11 protein-coding genes are annotated in these 17,679 nt (G+C 57.5%); 1 reads left to right on the top strand and 10 read right to left on the bottom strand.

Annotation, left to right across the window (positions count from 1 at the left end; genetic code table 11):
• Positions 1–190: 190 nt before the first annotated feature.
• Positions 191–388 carry a hypothetical protein gene (locus NKI79_RS19005; protein WP_352620091.1) on the bottom strand — a complete coding sequence of 66 codons (198 nt, stop codon included), beginning with the start codon at positions 386–388 and terminating at the stop codon, positions 191–193.
• Between the two features lie 172 nt (positions 389–560).
• Positions 561–1,430 (bottom strand): protein kinase domain-containing protein, encoded by an 870-nt coding sequence (locus tag NKI79_RS19000; RefSeq protein ID WP_352803384.1) that lies wholly within the window; start codon positions 1,428–1,430, stop codon positions 561–563.
• Between the two features lie 706 nt (positions 1,431–2,136).
• On the opposite strand from NKI79_RS19000, the gene NKI79_RS18995 reads away from it, so the two are divergent.
• The gene (locus NKI79_RS18995) at positions 2,137–2,523 is read left to right on the top strand and encodes a hypothetical protein (protein ID WP_352803381.1); all 387 of its coding nucleotides are present in this window, start codon (positions 2,137–2,139) and stop codon (positions 2,521–2,523) included.
• A 264-nt stretch (positions 2,524–2,787) separates the two neighbouring features.
• Here NKI79_RS18995 and NKI79_RS18990 read toward each other — a convergent pair whose 3' ends face one another.
• The 8 genes from NKI79_RS18990 to NKI79_RS18955 form a co-directional block, all read right to left on the bottom strand.
• Positions 2,788–4,197, bottom strand: a complete 1,410-nt coding sequence (locus NKI79_RS18990; protein WP_352620094.1) for an FRG domain-containing protein — start codon at positions 4,195–4,197, stop codon at positions 2,788–2,790.
• 158 nt (positions 4,198–4,355) lie between these two features.
• Positions 4,356–5,030 carry a hypothetical protein gene (locus NKI79_RS18985; protein WP_352620095.1) on the bottom strand — a complete coding sequence of 225 codons (675 nt, stop codon included), beginning with the start codon at positions 5,028–5,030 and terminating at the stop codon, positions 4,356–4,358.
• On the bottom strand, positions 5,027–5,473 hold the full coding sequence (locus NKI79_RS18980) for a hypothetical protein (RefSeq protein ID WP_023722846.1): 447 nt from the start codon (positions 5,471–5,473) through the stop codon (positions 5,027–5,029). Before NKI79_RS18980 ends, NKI79_RS18985 begins: the two co-directional genes overlap by 4 nt.
• 435 nt (positions 5,474–5,908) lie before the next feature.
• Positions 5,909–9,379, bottom strand: a complete 3,471-nt coding sequence (locus tag NKI79_RS18975) for an ATP-binding protein (RefSeq protein WP_352620096.1) — start codon at positions 9,377–9,379, stop codon at positions 5,909–5,911.
• Positions 9,376–10,635: a metallophosphoesterase family protein gene (locus NKI79_RS18970; protein ID WP_352803377.1), complete on the bottom strand. Its 1,260-nt coding sequence runs from the start codon at positions 10,633–10,635 to the stop codon at positions 9,376–9,378. The genes NKI79_RS18975 and NKI79_RS18970 overlap by 4 nt, the downstream gene beginning before the upstream one ends.
• A 268-nt stretch (positions 10,636–10,903) precedes the next feature.
• On the bottom strand, positions 10,904–13,888 hold the full coding sequence (locus NKI79_RS18965) for a TrlF family AAA-like ATPase (protein ID WP_352803401.1): 2,985 nt from the start codon (positions 13,886–13,888) through the stop codon (positions 10,904–10,906).
• Between the two features lie 116 nt (positions 13,889–14,004).
• On the bottom strand, positions 14,005–14,298 hold the full coding sequence (locus NKI79_RS18960) for a hypothetical protein (protein WP_352803374.1): 294 nt from the start codon (positions 14,296–14,298) through the stop codon (positions 14,005–14,007).
• A 170-nt stretch (positions 14,299–14,468) separates the two neighbouring features.
• Positions 14,469–17,465: an N-6 DNA methylase gene (locus tag NKI79_RS18955; protein WP_352803371.1), complete on the bottom strand. Its 2,997-nt coding sequence runs from the start codon at positions 17,463–17,465 to the stop codon at positions 14,469–14,471.
• Between the last annotated feature and the right edge of the window lie 214 nt (positions 17,466–17,679).

Genomic DNA, 17,679 nt, shown 5'->3' with positions numbered 1-17,679 from the left:
GCCGGGGCTTTGGTGGTGTTGGCTTGCATGCTGACCTCCAGGTGATGTTTGGCGACTTCACTCTGGCAGAGCGCTGGTCGCCTTCCATCCCCATAGGATCTTCACGAAAGTGGAACGACTGCTTTCGAGCGATCGGGCCGATGAGCGGACGTCGCTCGCTTGACCGCTTCCGGCACGTCACGGACCTCAATCAACCGCCAAGTTCTAGGCGCCGCCGTGCTGGTACGCTGAAATCGATGTAGCCGGCATCGTCGATCGGCGCAATCAGATAGTCTTTTTCGCGGTGGACTTCCTCCGTAGTACGTTGGTCCGTCTGTCGGTCCTTCCGCTTGGGGCCGATATCCGACCGCTTTACGTACTTGTAGGGATCGTTCCTAAACCACTTCATCAATACTCGCCCAGAAAGGTCTTGATGTCGCGGTCTGTCATGGCCGCTCTGCACCCTGCGGTGTGCCTCCGTCTCTGACTCGCATTGACAGTCTTATAGCACTCGGTCCGCCCCGTTCTCGGCACTGTGAACTCATAATGTTCCGTTTTCGTTCTTCGGCCATACCCTCCTATCAGGTAATTCCACAAGGCGCCAGTCCAACATCTTGCCAGAGATGTCCGCCAAGTGGTTCGAGATGTCCACGGCTGATTGGTATCGATCCGCCGGGTCCGTTTCGATGCACTTCCTGATTACGGTGCGAAGGCGCGACGGGACGTGCGGGGGGAAGGCCCTCCGATCCGGGAAGCGGCCGTTCCTGACGTCGTTGCGGAAAGTGTATCGCTCGAAGGCCGCGCCGGTGCCGTAGGCCGCATACTGCGTGTTGAATGCCTCGTCGCCGTTGCACATTCGGTAAAGTGTCAGGCCGAACTGGTAGATGTCGAACGTGGTCGAAGCGGTCGCCGCCGCGCGTCGCCTCGGGCGAGATCATTTTGTTGTAGAGCCGATCCTGGAGGGCAACACCGGCGAAGTTCATCTGTTTCGCCAAGCCGAAATCAGACAGGAGGCCCTCGCCGCGCTCCGAAAGAAGTACGTTGTCCGGCTTCACGTCGAAATGAATGAGCCCTTTCGAGTGGATGTTGTGAAGCCCGCTGAGGACGTTGCAGCCCAGCGTGACGATCTCCCGGACCGTCAACCTCTGTGCGGCCATGAGCCCGTTGACAGAGCCACGGCGGTAGTACGGCATCCCGAGATAGATCGCGTTCGCATCCTCGCAGGCGTAGTGAATCTGGACGACGTTCGGATGCGCGCTGGCATAGAGGGCCTTTGATTCCTCGAAGAAGCTGGGAGCGGAGGCGAGGCTCGTCTTCTGGACCTCCTTGATCACGATCTCGGCGTCGAGTTGATGGTCGCGCGCCACGTACGTGCGGGAATTTCGGCCGTCTTGGCCGATTTCCCGCAGGAGGTCGAACGTAACCTGCGCACGGTTGTACGGCCTTAGCATCTACCGCTCCCAAAGCGGTTAGGACAGCCTCGCGCTTCTCCTTGGACATGCTGTCCCAGTTCTCGACTGGGTAGTTCTCGTCGCCTTCGACGTACGGCTTGAACTCAGTCTTAGCGATCCCGATTCGGGCCGAGATCGAGGCGATCTGGCCGACGTAATAGCCGGCTAGATCGCTGCTCGCGAACGCCTCCTGGATGACGCCTTCCAATTGGACGCGGTCGACGTTGGGGTCAGCATTCGGCTCCGTGATCCGGACCCCGGCACGCTCGACGCGGTACTTCCGCGGGACGTCGAGGAGGTTGCTTCGGGCGTACTTCAGACCGTCCGGCCTCGAGAAGGCGGCGGGAATCTTAATTTCCTCGACGTTGAGCACCGTCTCCGTGTCACTGTCATAGACGGCAAACGTGACAATCCTTGGGGCGGCCCTAATGCCGATCGTGATCATGGTCCCTCCCGCTAGCCGACCTTCACCCGCAACGTTCCGAACGACGGGATCGCGGTCCTTGCGTGCCGAACGTCTTCCTGGTCGGACTTAGCGCCTTATCTGACATAGCCGACGCGTTGTGAATAGTTCTTGAATATCTTCGATAGCGCGTGACAGCCTCCAAGACGGCAAATATTCTGCAATGTAAGCCCAAGTTCGATATAACTACCACAATGCGCAGGAAGTTACCGAATCCGTGGAGAGCGTGACCAAGCGATTGGTTTGGCAGACACGATTAATAATGATCTCCTGGCCGCCAAGGCCCCGTACAGCAAGCTTAGCGTCCACGAGTACAGTCCACCGTCCGCTTCGACGATCGGGCTCTTCTTCTGCATCGTCTTAGCAGCGGTGATATTGGGCGGGTTGTGGGCTGGCGAGAGGGCTGTGGGTTTGGTGTCGACGCGGACCCTCTATACCGGGATCGGTCTACTGCTACTCACTATCCCAACCTACTTTTTCCTGTTCCCAGCCATGGTCTTTAACTTCGGGCATGGCGCCAAAAGTTTCGGAGCGCGGAAGGCGATAGCTGGGACGATCTTCGTTGCTGGCGTCATCGCGTTCGTCGTGGCTATTGGTGCAAACTTCGCCACTGACGCTCTGAAGAACTAGACTCGATGCGGTCGTGTGTCGGTCGGAAGAGCAGGGGCCGCGTCTGACCAAACACTACCTCCAGCGTGGTCGCTTAGGATGGCGGCTTTCAAGAGGCGGCAAAGTTGCTCGCCACGGCCGACATGCGGCGCCTTGCAAGCGGCCGGAAGCGGTCCTTGCAATTTCGGCGCCATCGCGGAAAGGCTGTCGATAGTTGAGCGCGCCTACACGACACTTAAGCTCGAGTTCATCGAGGAGGTCTTGGATGTAGCCGAAGCCGTCCCATCAAACCTCGGCAGAGCCGTCTGGCGCAGCGCTCGAGGGCGTTCTAACAGGCTGCGGCGACTGGTGCTGATCCCGCAGATGAACTGCGGTCTGGTCGATGCTCGGATAGACGGTTGTGGCGTTGATGTTGATCCGGTTGAGCTGAGCGAGGATGTGCGCCTTGTTACGGATCGTGACCCTGCTGATCTCGATCCCATCTTGGCCTGCATCGGGCAGCGCCGCCTCGTGCCCGAACAGCAGGAAGGCGCCAGACTGCGATTTGATGCGCGTGTTGGTGCGCTTCGCCTTCACGCAGATGATCGATCCAAGATCGTCAGGGACGATCCGCCCTTCGAAAAAGCCCTTCTCCGACTTGATGTGGTGAAGCAGCTTCCCGGCGACGTCCGTTTTATTGAACGCGTCCTGGTCGAGACTTAGATCGATTTCGTTCTTCTGCGTGTAGGTCAGGTTGGAGAGGTTGGAAAGACAACTGACGGTGTCGGAGTCGTAGTACTTCACGCCGTCCGCCGAGATCTGAAAGACGATGACCTCGCCGTCGATCCCGAGTTGATCCGGCCTGCAGGAGCAGGCGAAGAACAGTGCCACCAGCGGATTGCCCGAGATATCGAGCAACCGGGTCGGCAGTCCATAGTGCTGCATCCGCACGAGACGGTCGAAGCAATATTGATCACCTTGGAATTCGTCATGATGGGCGATCAGCAGTTCCTTGCAAAGTCGATCCTCGCTCGGCATGAACTGCCAGTCGCCATTGTCCCATTTGCGCAGCAGGGACGGCGTCAATTCATAATGGGCGTCGCCGTGGCCTCGGAAGAAAGTCTCGGTCGCCTCCTTCGCCGGCGAGCCGTAGAGCAATTGAAGGAAGGACTCTACGCTGTCGGCGACGCCGAGGATTTTCTTGTCGCGTGGCGGTGGCTGGATCCCTGCTCCATCCGCGGCGAGCGCCCCTTGCTCCCCGATAAGATGGGCAAGATTGGGTTTGAGATCGGCCAATCTGGCCAGCACCTCTTGGGCATCGCCTTCACGGACTGCCCAATGCGTGCGGTAGAGCTGGAACCGGTCCGCGCCGAACACCGACCCGGCCATCTCAATGTCGTCGAAACCCACCTCGCCGAAATCGACCAATGTCTCGAAAGTGGTGGAGACCTCTCTTCGCCCTGGCGTGGTGTCGGAGATCCGACCGTACTTGATGAGCATGGAGACGGCGTCTCCGGCCGACTTGATCTCACTGCACAGAAAAGTCGGCAACTTTTCGAGAAAGGCGATCGCAGTGGAATCGAGGCTTTCAAGCCGCTTCTCGGTGTCAGGCGGCGTGTATTCGAACATGCGCCCTCGCCCGATGGTGACGACATCGACGTTCCCCTCGACATATTCCCAGTTGCCAAAAGAGATGTAATTGAAGTTCTCCGTCATGAGTCCCATTCCGTTCGCCAAGCGCATTCTCTAAAGACGCCGGGCGGCGAGAGCAATTTAGTACTCGAGCGCATAACGGACACCTCTGCGATGCGGAGACGAACGAATGCTAGATTCCGTCAGCGGAATGCTCCCGCTGACTAGGATCGAACCAGCGCTCACGATTTGCGCTTCGCAACATAGTTGCGAAAGGCCTCTTTGAATTTCGCTTCGAGATCTACTGCCTGGGCCGAAGTCGGTGACGACAGGTCGAACTCCCAACCGGCTTTATGGTAGGCAATCATCCTTGCTGCGGAATCGGAGGTCGTGTTGGTCACCAGCAACCGATCTTGCTTACCGAGTTCTTCGGCGAGTCCGAGATATCCTCGCGCCAAACCCAACTTCAGGGTGCTCGCGTAAAATTTACATTCGGCTGCGTTCAGGACCTTGCTAGCACGAGGATGCACCTTTTCTTTGCGACAGACGCGCGCTTCGTGTTGATCGATCACGGCGAGATCGCATTCGTGGAGGACACCCGAGCGCCCCGACACTTTCACGCCGATATGCGCCTCAAGCGGCGGGCAGCCTGGTAAGCCTATAACGGCGTGGGTGTATTTCTTCTTCGGGCTGAAGATGTCGCCCGGCGAGGTTCGGAAAATCAAGTTGGTGGTGGCATTTCCATCGTTCGCCTCGAAAGCGATGGTGGCCCCAGCGGCGCGGGCCGCCCTCACGACGATCGCGAGCGTATAGCCTTCGAACACGTCGTTGGCGTCCGACGCCGCGGAGTAATTCATGCCATGTGCCGGACCGAGAATCGCGGAGATCTGTCCGACGAGAGTCGATGCGGTCATCATGCGGCGGTAACTCCAGCTTGCTGGCGCAGTTCCCGGAAGCGGCGGCGGGCTGCCTCCTGCTGTTTGCCTGAATCGCTGCGCAAGCTGTGGCCATCATCGCCTTCTCGTTCAGAAACGAACGTCACGCTCTTTACTTCCAAGATCTTCAGCGCATCGGTTGCGAACTGCGGGAGAGCCAATATGCGATCGATGGCATCGAGAAGAAGATTTAGGCGCTCAATGTTGGAAAAGAGCTGAGTCGTAACGAACTCCTGCATTTGCCGTCTGCCGCGCCGCTGACCCGCGACTTGGTCATCGATGAACTCGCTGGCATCAGCTTTAGTGATGACCGTCTTCCCGAGATAGATGCTCTCCTCAACTTGCTCTACTACCCAATTCAACCCGACCTTTCGGAGCACATCCGATATTTCATCATAAGCGCTCTTCGCCTCTTGTTCATCCATCGTTTTTCCCCCGGAGCTGTTGTTGTGTCACGCCATGATAGCAGCTGCGGTGCCTACCTCTGCTCAATGCGGTAGAGAGATCAAGTACACGGAGGCATTTATACCGGTCCGAATGTCCACTCTCCTACAATTCAATGTCGATTGTCAGCGAGCGGTCAGCATCCGGGATTCGCGGCGGGGTCCAATCCCAATCAACAATGCCTGGTCCTGCAGAAAATTGTCGTTCGGTGTGACCCGCGTGGATGACGGCTTTGTCCCGGCGCAGTCGCTAGGGTCGCTCGCCGCCGAGACCTCGGAGGAATGACCGGTTTCGGGAGAAGCGTGTCGTCGTCCGAAAGGCGGAGATGGGGCGCAAAGCGGCCATCCAAGGTTCGGCCTACGGAAGTCGTCTTTGGGTAGCAGGTGCATCAACTCATGCTACGCGACAGCAGGCAACTATCCGAGCTCGTGGATCGTTACGCCCGGCACGACAGCCTTGGCGATCTCGCATAGGTGCTGGTGATGCGTAAGGTAGATCACCTGACCCGCACTTGCCATCTCGCCAAACAGTCTGAAAACCTCCTCGGACCGGAAATGGTCGAAAGTCTCCATTATGTCATCGGCAATGAATGGCACTGAGGGTCGAAACTGGGCAAATTCGTAATACCCGGCAAGCCTCAGGGCCAGGTAGAGCTGAAAACGCGCGCCCTTTGACAACGCGTCGGCGACCTTGGACTGCCCGTCGCGCTGCAATGCGATGAGGACTTCGCCGCCCTTCACCGGTTGGGTTGCCAGGCCCGAGTACTGACCGCGCGTGATGAGCGCGAAAGCGTCAGATGCCCGCGCCATCATCCCGGAGCGATGACGCTCGCGGTATACGCGCAGAGCGTTTCCAGCCGACATAACTCCCAGTTTCAGCTCGATATAATGGACGGCCTTTTCTTCGATTTCCAGAAGGACGGTGCGACGTTCGGCATCTATTCGGGCAACAGCACTATCGCCGCCAATGGCGTCCAGTTTGTCCGCCGCTCGCGTCTGCCGGATAAGCTGTTGTTGTATCGCTTCATCAAGATCCCGAAGCCGCTGCTCGCCTTCAGCCTTTTCGATTGCAAGGCTATCGAAATCGAGAGCATTCAATATTGAACACGCCTGTTCGATCCCCTCCACAGCGAGCTCGGTCGACAACTGCTCCTCAAGGTCGGCTACAGCAGCGCGCAGACGATCTCTGTCCCGCAGCAGCTCGTCGCGTTCCACGACTTCGGATAGGGTGGTTACGCCAAAGACGCCCAAGACCTCGTTCTTGCGGCGTTCATGCGCCGCGATCTCGACATCGAGTGTGCCACGAGCATCTTGAAGGCGCTGCAGGTCATTGACGAGGTTTGCCTTCGCCTCGCGAGTGCGATCGGCGCGCTCCAGGCGCTCAGCAAGCCGGATCGCCAACTGTTCCGGTTCGTCGTCGTTCGGCGGTTCACCCGCTTCGGCTGCAGCTGCGGTAATCTCGACAATGAAATTATCTCTGTCTGCCTCCATCTTCCCGATGCGGAGCTGCATGGCATCCCGATCCTGAAGGGTTTTGGACAGTTCAGCCAATTGATCGAGTACGCTCCCCACTCCGGGCGCCGAAAGCCCGCTCTCGAGCCAGGTACCCTTAAGCGCCTCCGCAACGCCGGCCAGCCATTCTTCCTCACGCCTTTCTGCCACGTCCACGGCCCGTCGTCTGGCAGCCAGATCCTCCTCCTTCGCGCTGACTGTTCGGAGCGCCTCGGCACGTTCAGCGTCCACTTTGAGCTGCCTGTCGAGGAACAGCTCTGTGACGGCCATGATCGTCTCCAAACTCTCTTCGGAGTCAGACTGTATTCCGACGCTCTCCAGCGCCCCGCTCAACTCCAGGCGTATCTGGTCTCCCTCGTCGGCCGCCCGACCAGCCTTCTTACGTGCGACCTCGATCCCCTCCCACGCCGCGAGCGCATCGGTCCGGGCAGAAGTACGATCCTCGATCAGTTCGATCAGTCGTTCAGGCGAAGATTCCAGGCTATCTCCGAGCAGATCTCTTGCCGATACGCGGATTTCCGACAGTGCTGCTTCCACGTCCAAATCGACCTGGGAAAGTTGGGCGCTCGCACGCGAGATGAAGGCCGCGGTTTCGGCAAGGCTGCGGGTCGTGGTTCGGATCTCGGCGAGCTCCCGCACGTTGGCCAGACGAACTGCTCCAACACTGTCGTCACGAGCCAACGCTACCGCGAAATCGTCCGCTGTTTCGCCCTTAAGGTCATCTCGATGCCTTGTCCAAGCCTCGTCCCGGGCACGCCGGATGGCTGCGGCGGCTTCATCGTCCGTTATGTCAACCGAGCCACGAAGGGCGTCCAGCCGCGCCGAGAGCAACTCGTGATTGCCCTGGTATTCGGCAAGACGTTCTGAAAGGACTGCCCTGCTCGTCCCAAGCTCTGCTGAGCGAGTTTTCCATGCACCAATCTGCCGGGCCGTCGGAACTGAGATCTTGGCCAGCGCCTGAGCATCTCCGGACCAGGGATGCATGCGATGGACCGCTGTTTCCCATCGAATTCCGCTCTCGTCCTCTGCCTCCCGTGCCATCTTGATCTCCTTTAGGTGCCCACTCCCCCTCGCTTTCGACAAAGCCGAGGTAAGCCTTGCCCTGGCAGGCTCGGGCACGGCCCTTTCTTCACCGACCCGTTCGCGTGCCGTCTGAAGCGCATCAAGGGCTGCCGCGGCTTCGTCTCGGGCGACGCGCACGCTGGTAGCAATTCCGGATCGCTGCTCGACCATATTGCGAACAGCACCAGCAATGGCAGCAGGCAAAATCAGGGCGGCAGGCTCTGGCTCGGAGGACCTTCCCAGTGCGGCAAGGCAAGTTGCCATGGCGTTATCGAGTATTTGCAGCTCCGTCCTGCGACTGGGCAGGTCCAAGCCTGCCGAGATATAGCGCACCTTGCGATCCGCCAGTCCGCGAACCCGCTCGGAGATTGCAAGGATCACCTCGTCCACCTCGACCGACGCGATTTTCATCGTCACTCGCTCGACTTCGTCGACGTTTGCTGACAGCCGAGTTCTCAGGCTGGCGTCCTCATCGATCATTTCGGCGACACTACCTGTCCAGGTCCGTGGCGGTGAAGCGATGTCAGGCAACTCAGCCAGCCGGGCTACCTTACGTCGGATATCCGCGAGGATCGGGACTGCGCGGAGATACTTGGCAATGGTATCGAGCCTAGCCGACAGCACCGACCGTTCGGTGATGCTGCGATCGTATTTTTCCGCCGCATCAAGACGTTCGGCCTCGAGGGTCTCGAACGTCGAAGCCAGTGTGTCGATAGCATCCTTCCGGGACTTCAGTTCCGCAAGTCGCTTCTTGAGAAGCGCGAGTTCGGTTCCGTGTGCCTGCTTCCGATAAAGCCCGTCCGCTTCTGCCTCGAGCGCGCTTAATGTGTCACTCGCGTGTCCAAGACCGGCGCTGGCCGTGAACAGGAGCTTGCCCAGGTCTCCACGCGACTCCAGTATCGATTTTCCGCCGGCTTCCAGTGTCTCGTCGTCCAACGAGAACATGGTGCCGTATGCGTCCCGGGACAGACCTGCGAGATGTGCCGCAATCGCCAGTTCGCTCACCGGCTGGCCCATTGCGTTCAACAACGAGTTGTTGCGCTGTTTCGTGCGTGAGAACGTATGCTCCTCTCCCCCGAATTCGAGCACGCCGCCGATGCGCATCGCGCTATATTCATGCAGGAAATTGTAGCGGCTGCGTTCTTCAATCCCGAACAGCAAGTCCAGATAGCCGGAAAGCGCGGTTGACTTGCCGGCCTCGTTCAGCCCGAATACAATATGCAAGTCGGGCCCGGAATCCGGTTTTGGTCCGAACTCGATCGTCCTGTCGGTGAACTTTCCATAACGAATGAGATCAAGGCGCCGGAGCCTCATTGCGATCCACCTGCCTTGAGGCGGGCCGTGACCAGGTCAGCGCCGCTGGCAAGAACCCTGTCGAGGAATAATTCCAGCGCGGCCTCGTCTTTTCCGGCGAAGTCGCGCCCGTCGGGCGGAAGGTCCGCGATGGTTTTCAGGACGAATTCCCTCGCTTCAGCACGGAAGGCTTCTGAACTTGCATCGGCGCGCATGGATTCAGCGAGTTCGAAAATCGGATCCGCGACGCCTTCGAGTGCTTCCGTCCTGGGCGGAGAGAGGCCCAGCTCGAGCTTTTCCACCCATGTGTCGCCGGCCTGTTCCGCTACCTGCTCGGCTTCGGCCAGGAGCAGGTCCCTGTCGCGGATCAGTGCCCAAGACAAAGGCGAGTCACCGGTCAGACCGAGACGGACAACAACGTGACGGGATCTGACGGAAGCCCGGATATCTTCGAGCGCGGATCGGATTCGCCCGACGACTTCTGGCCACTCGACAGTCCCTGTCAGGTCGACGTTCACCCGCTCGAATTGCGCGATACTGGTCAGCCTTTCCTCGACCTCGACGGAACGGTCGTCACGTATCGTTACCAAAGTGACTGACTTTTCGCCGGCCTCGTTTATGTCCCTGCCTTGCGGCATTCCTGGCATCACCACCGTGCTCGCTCCAGGATGAACCTTGCGGACGTGGATGTGCCCGAGCGCCCAGTAGTCAAAACCATGGCCGTGCAAGTCAGCGACGCTGCAAGGGGCGTAGACGTCGTGACCGGGCGATCCGGCAAGACTCGTGTGCATGACACCCACATTGACCGCCCCTTCACGGGCGGCTGTATACTTGGGCAGCAGACTTTCAGGTGCCTTGGGGCTTGCGAAGCTCAATCCATGGAACATGACGTCAAGACCGCCGGCCGTTTGAAGTACGGACTGGGGACGGCCGCTGAAGATCGTTACCGTGTCGGGAAAGACGAGCTGTTTCGATATCCGCGACAGGGCGTCGTGATTTCCGCGGATCTTGAAAACCCTGACGCCGGCCTGGTGGAGGCGTGTCATCTGCGATGCCAGGAACCGTGCTGTTTTCATCGAAGTCTGATCGCCATCATAAAGATCGCCGGCAATGACGAGCGCATCGACGCGCTCCGCAAGGCACAGATCCACAATGGAGACAAACGCCTGGCGACTGGCGTCTCCGACGAGTTCGGCAAGATCGGGGCTTCGCATCGCGAGCGAACGCAGCGGCGAGTCGAGATGAATATCGGCCGTATGTATAAATCGAAATGCCATTCGGCGGTCTCCGGCCACTGAACATAGGGTGTTCGACTGCGGCTCGACAAAAAATTATACGACACGCGGTGTTGGCTGTCCTGAGCTCAGGCTGCCATTCATCTAGCACTCATGCCGGCGTAGTTTCGCTAGGCTCCTATCACGTCGCAGGATGCAGTTGTCAAAGCTCTGGCGGGACTTGCTATGTGCCTTTGCACCATCGATCTAGTTCCGCTTCGCCGGCAGTTCTCACAGGGCTAAACCCTGACGCAGGCCTGACGATGCACGGCTAGAAATTAGACTTTAGGCGCCTCTTAACGAACGCCGGCTGAGACCCTTCCAATACATCGACAATACGCCGGTTAATATTAGGATTTTCAATTGCGCCACTCTCGTAGGAAAACTTGTAATTCTTGGTCTTGTCGAGTTTCACATAGACGATTTGCTCGGCATCCGCACCAACAGCTAGGTTCGGGTTGTGCGTCACGAGAACGACCTGACGACGTTTCTTGGCCGTTCGAATGCAATTGGAAAGCACCGAGAAGATGCTTTGATTGTCGAGATTGTCCTCGGGCTGATCGATGATAAGCGGGATGTCGTTCTTGTCGAGCTGCAAATAGAAGACAAGCAGAAGGAGTCCTTTCTCACCCGGCGACAGCTCCTCAAGATCCTTGCCGCTAAGACGCAACTTGTACGATGGTTCAATGTATTCGAGACTGAATAGGAAGTCGTAAAACTCCTTCTGGTCGCGCACCTGGTCGGTGAACTTCAAGTCCTCCGTCTGCATCGCGTCGAGAATTCGGTCGAGGCCCGCTGACATCGCGGCGAAATCATTCCAGCTGACATCGCGGAGGAAGTCGGACAAGGTTTGGCCCGGCTCCTTGATTTGGCCATTGAACGGGCCTCGTTTGTTTTTGCTGACCTTGGACAGAAAGCTATCCTGAAAGTCCTTACTGAGAACGAACGACGCGTCGATCTCGACGCTGAAGCCCTCGATCGCAACCTCGGATAGCTTGGTGTCGACACTCTTCTTAAGGTCGGCATAGAATTTCAGGATCTTGTTCTTGCTCGCATAGATCGCTTCGACAAGCTTACGCCTCGCCTCCCGAGCCGCGACGATTTTCGCCGGCAAATCATTGTCCAGAGCGGTGATCTGGCTCTCGATATATCGAATGGTGTTCGGTTGCGGGTCGGTTTCATTGCCCGTGATCAGGATATTTCGGCTCTTCCAGGCGTCGAGGCGCTCCAGATACTGCTGATATGCGCGCCGCGGCGCGCTAAGCTTGTCCCGCGCGAGATTGACGGCATCGACCAAATGGTCGATGGCCTTCCGGATGTCCGGCAGGCTCTCAAGGGTCGAGAAGTCAAACCCGTGCTCAAACGTTAATTCATTGTTAGCTTCGAGCTTGCCGATCTGGTTGGTCAGGTCGGCAGCAAGGCTAAGCAAGGCCGCATTCTGGATGCGCAGCGAAACGATTTGATCGGCATCAAGCCCGAATTTACCAAGATCCGATCGGATCTGCTCGACCGCATCTGCGACCCGCTTGGTAAGACTTTCAAGTGACTCATTAACACCTTCGAGAACTTGCTTTTTTCTCTTTAGCTCAGCCAGATACTCGATGGCGGGTTGCTCCCGAGAGCGCAGAGCTGTAAGCTGGGCGCTGTATTGTTCGACGGTCGCTGAAAGGACTTTCTGTTCTGGGGTTTCAATATCATCCGGTGCGTCCATCACCTCCGGCTTGGCTAAAGCGTTCAATTCATTATACTTGGCATCAAGCTGCGCTTTCAGGGTCCGGCGAAACTGCGGATCAGCTTGTTCCTCCAAGGCGACCAGATTCACGTTCTGGGCACGAAGGCGCGTCTTTAGCGCACTGGTCTCGTCCTTGCTGCGCAAAGTTTTCAGATCCTGCAACTCCTTGAAGGAGGCTTGACCCATCTGTTCGGTCTCGTCCACGTGGGAGAAAACAACGTCTTCGATCTGCCGCCGGAATTTCTCGATCTGGATTTCGTTGGTGAGTTTTTCAAAATAGTTCTGCGGCAGGTAGCGGACCAACTCCGGCTTTGTACTTTCGACATGGTCACTCAGCCGCTTCGCGGTGAGGCTTCCACTCTGCCATTCAAGCTCGGCCTCGAAGTTCTCTGCGTAGCGTCTCTGCCGAAATTTCTTGTTTTCGGGGGAGTCTGACAGGAATGCGAAGTATTCCTCAAGGCGGCTTTCGCCGAGCAGACCGATGATGTCGACCAATGCGCTCTTGCCACTTCCCTTGTTTCCGATGATTGCCGTCAGTTCGGGATTGAGTGGAAGGTCTACGTTTTTAAACCACTGCCCCTGGGCGCCATCATAGCCTCTCACCTGCCCTATCTTGAGTCCTCTGAGAATCTTCGTCGGATGTTGGATCTTTCGCGTCTCGACGGGAGGTTCTTCTCCGATGAACACCCGAGCTTCGGGCTCGTAACAGATCTGTTGCAGGCCGCGAAACGTCGTGTCGGCTTTGATCCACGTGTATGGGTAGGAGGGGATGTTTCCCTGCAGCCGCTCTAAATCTTCAAATGAATGCGCGTCGCTGCCCCAGATCACGGGCTTGGGCTCCGACTGGCCGTCGTCATAGCGATCTTTTCGCAAGAAATGGTCGCGGCTCGCGCCATAACCTAGAAAGGCGTGGCATATCCGGTCAATGTTGTCCGCTACCCTCACTTTCCGAGGTGAAGACATGTCGGTGGACTTCATGCCATCGTTCTTAGCGGGAAACGCGAGGAGATAGGGCTGGCTATCACCGAATGCTTCGTTGAGCTTCTTGTTAAGATCCTCGAACGCCACCGAGGCGGACTCATAGTCCGCAGGCTTTGAAAGTTCAGCGCAGGATATGGAGGCGCCGGAACGATCCACACCTTTCGTTGTCAGCAGCTGCAGAAATTTCTCGATCTTTCTGCGGGGACAGAACTGCTCGTCGCTGTCGAAAATCACGTGAAGATGCGGGCTGTCACTCGCTGCGTTAATTGCGTCGGAGAGGCGAAATTCGATGTTAATGAAAAATGCCTTAGGGGAATCAGGATGCCTCTTGTGGAAAGCGTCAATTATCTCGAACGACCTGTCACAGCTGAAATAGTCAGTAATTCCGAAAACTTCGATGGGAGACGCTTCGAGTGCATCAATGTACTTTTCATCGATCTCTGGAGACGAATTCCCATATCCATTGGACATCTTGGTCCCCGGTGGGTGGAGATGTAAATCCCAACGGCGCCACACTGCCCCATTCTTGGAACCTGGTTTCATTCGTCCCCCGATCTCGCCCATTTGTTAGTGCCGTCTGCAACGATTATCAACTTGTCAATTGTTGTTGCCATTGAATGTATATCGCGCTCGGCCTCTGCTGGAGGCGAGAAGGTGGATCATTCGCTCGTCCGGTTTCCCCACAATGCTTCCAAGCCCTCGCGCACTTGGTTGCCGACCCTCTCGATAACGGCGCATTCGTAAAAGTCCACGTCGATATGAATCATGTGGTCGCCCACGAGCCGCGAGGTGATCGTGACTTTGGTTTTCCCTTTGAGCGGAAAGAATTTGTCAGGTTTCACTCGGAATCTCTTGCACTGGTATTCGACCAGTGACTTCACCTTCTCGTAGTCGATCTCGTAGTCGATCTCGGGGCGAGCTGACGCCCTGGCGTGTTCCAGCTTTTCGAGCACTGCGGGAGCCGATCCGAAGCGTTCCGTGAATTTTCGTTCCAAAAGAATTGGATTGAGTCCGTGTTCCGCCGCGATTTGGTAGCAGCCGCCAGCTCGCCACCACCTTCGACTTCGCCCCGCAAATCAGCGAGAGCATCTTCCACTGCATTGGTCATGCGGATTACCCTTGATTACGACAGCAGCTCGAACACGATCTCGTTGATCTCGCGGCCTTCGTCTGTGGAATCCAGGAGTTCCCGGATATGTCGTCGCGTGGCCGCGAAATGGAGATCACGGTCGATTGCAAAGCCTGCCACAATGCTTTCGGCCGCACTGCCCAACCTCGATAGCGTCCGATGAATTTCATTATTGGCATCGTATAGCGGGATAGGCACTTCCCAGACGTGCTTGTGGATATCGCGCTCGTCCTTGCCATACGACATGAACGGCCTGGCAAGCTCCGTGGTTACAGGCGCGTTCAACACCGCGCAAAGGTAATCTGCTTCCTGGACGGAATGAACCGCAGCCCAATAGAGCCCGTTGGCGACAATGGCTCTGCGGTTATCGATTTTAGCTGCGGCGACATGCATACCAGCACGGTTGTAGACCACCCGAAGCGGGGGGATCGGAAGCTGCTTGGAAAGGGTCGTTTGATAGTCGAGCCGATCGGCAAGTGTCATCCGATCGCTTGAGCGATTGCTGTCCCACAACTCGACGGCTCGAGACCACCATTGATGCAGGCCGGGGTGCATTTCGATCTGGCTTTGGTCGAGAAGTTCTCGCGCACTGCATGGGATCACCGAAAGAAGCGGATTGCCAACCCGGTAAGGAAACACGTTGTCGCCCGTAAAATACGGCCGCACGAATTCCGACTCAATCACGCCCTCTATCGCGGGCGAGTCCTTCCACGGCTTCTTTTCTTGAACGCTTCGCGACGATTTCACCGCAACGGTGCCCTGAACCCGTCCAAGTGGTGACACCTCTTGTTTCTCGACAACAAAAGCAACTCGCGGCGTGAAGGTCGCCCCTTGCGTAAACGCCGGAGCATATGGCGATTTCGTAATCTGCCCGACCCGGCGGACTTTGCCGTCAGCCCGCACGAGAGAAAGGCGGGCTTCTTCCCAGTGGCTGTTGGGTGTCCGCAAGCGGCCAGACCAGATTTCCGCTTCTTCAGGCATCGGTCGGCTGACTTCCGACCTCGTTCCGAATACCACACTCGCCGCCCTCGGGAAAAAGTGGGGTCGTATGCGCCGGAGATCCCATGAAGGGCCGAATGAAAGCGCAAGTCCTCCAGCTCCGTCGCCATAATGCCCGCGCCGGAAACCATCATAATGATCCCGGTCGATTGCCGCATTTGGCAGCACGAGACCGAATTTGCCGTCTTTGCGAAGATAGAGTTCGCTAGCCCTTACGACAAAGAGACCCGCCAAATCCTGATGGGTCGCGATTTCTGCGCCAGCCCAAAGACCACGGGCCTCGCTCATCTTACGAAAAGTCGCCTGCATGTTTGCTGGCATATGTCGGTAAGCAAGCCATGGCGGATTCCCGATCAGCACGTCCACGCGGTTGCCTGGACGCGACATCCAGAGCGGCCTCGCCAGGTTCCGCACATAGTAGCCCCAGATATGGTCTCGTCCTTCGTCGTGAAGGCGGCACATCGTTTTGAAGGTACCATTGATAACCGCGCGGTGCTGCTCCGGAATAGCCAACCGGTTGAACACAGGGTTCAGCGAAGGGATGGGATCACCCGCTTTCCTGCCTGCCGCCTTGTTGGCCATTTCGTTCGCAAGAAGGTCAAACCTGGCCGCGTCTTCGAGCAGAGCATCGGGAAAGCGGAGTTCGGAATCGAACAACTCGCGCTCGTCGTCTGCACGGATGACAAGATTTCCTGCCGACCAAAGATCGACACCCTGTTCCTGAAACTGCAGGGAGTCACCAAGGTAGACAGGAATCTGGATTACGCCGCGATCCTCGTCGGTGAGCCTTTCGCGCCCGATCGCCAGAAGATAGGTGACGCGGGCAAGCGTGACGGCGACAGGATGCAAATCCATGCCAACCACGTGCTTGGTAATCCCATCGATCATTTCCCGAATGCCGATGCCAGCAGATTCCGCGGCCGCGACATATTTTCGGATCGCGTGAAACAGGAATGTTCCCGATCCGCAGGCGGCATCTAGCACTCGTGATTCCAATGGATCAGTGACCGTCTCGGCAACGATCACATGAGCCAGCCAGTCGGGGGTGTAGTATTCCCCCAGCCGCTTTCGGGTTTCAGCGCCAATGACGCTTTCGTAGAGCACCTTGAGAACGTCCTGCTCAACAGCGCTCCAGTCGAACCGCGCCAGTCTCTTGGCAAGCGTCCTGACGAATGTGTCGCCTTCCTCAACCTCTACAACCCAATCGAAGAAATCTGGTTCGACAACGCCGTAGATGCCGCTCTCATCGAATTTATCGCCAGCAAGGAGGGCAGCAGGCGAAATGGATTCGAGATGAAGCCCGAGAACGGCGTGCGCGATGATCTCCGCCGAATTTACCAGCAGCGTGTGCTCAATAAAGAGGTCATCGGTATCTTCGAACTGGGTCCCGAGTGCCGATGTCAAAAGGCGGGCCCAAAGCGTCCGCTTCATGATTACGCTCGGGTTCGTCTTGTTCCGTTCGTAGAGTGAGGACAGCGTTGCCCGATCGAGCGCATAGGAACTGCTGCCGGCACCAAGGCGCATTTCAATGTTCTGTGCGGTCGGCGCGATGTCGTGGGCAGTCGCCAAGACACCCTCAAGCCAGACGACGAGCCTCTCGACCTCGCCAGCGACGAGCGTTATCGCGGATACCAGATGGAGGCGGTCATCAACGAGGTTGTAGCAAATCCACTCGGTGCCGTCGGTCAGCACGCCGACATATCGAAGCCCCGTCTGTGTCATGCGGCGGGCAACATAGTCCGCCAGCTGTTCTTCCGCTTCGCGCTTCGCTTTCTCACGACGAAGATCTCGCTTCACCTCGATGACGGTGGAGCCGACCTCGACGTCAATCCGCTTGCCGTCACCCACCTGGGCTTCAAGATTTACGATGCGGACATCGTCATCCTCTAGTTCGAACGGTGCAGACAGAATAAACTGTCGCACGTCCGCCTGGATTTCCGATTCCGTCCGCTTGTCGTTCCGCCGCGCTATCCGCGAAAATAATTCGAGCAATACAGTATCCGCCCCGTCAAACCGATCACACCATTCACCGTTCGCACCTCTTGTGCAACCGGAAGGCTTTTTCGTTCACTGCTGCAGCGAGCTTATGCACTCGCCATAGAACGTCTGGGTGTCCTGACCGGGAGCGCTGACGCTTACGTTCGCAGGGAGCCTTAGGGAAAATGTGAATTCTTGAGCGCCGTAGGCTGCTGTCATCAAATTCGAT

The organism is Mesorhizobium sp. M0340 (assembly GCF_040321535.1).
Classification (GTDB): domain Bacteria; phylum Pseudomonadota; class Alphaproteobacteria; order Rhizobiales; family Rhizobiaceae; genus Mesorhizobium.
Note: the sequence above shows the minus strand (reverse complement) of the source record. Positions and strands in the feature narration are given on the sequence as shown.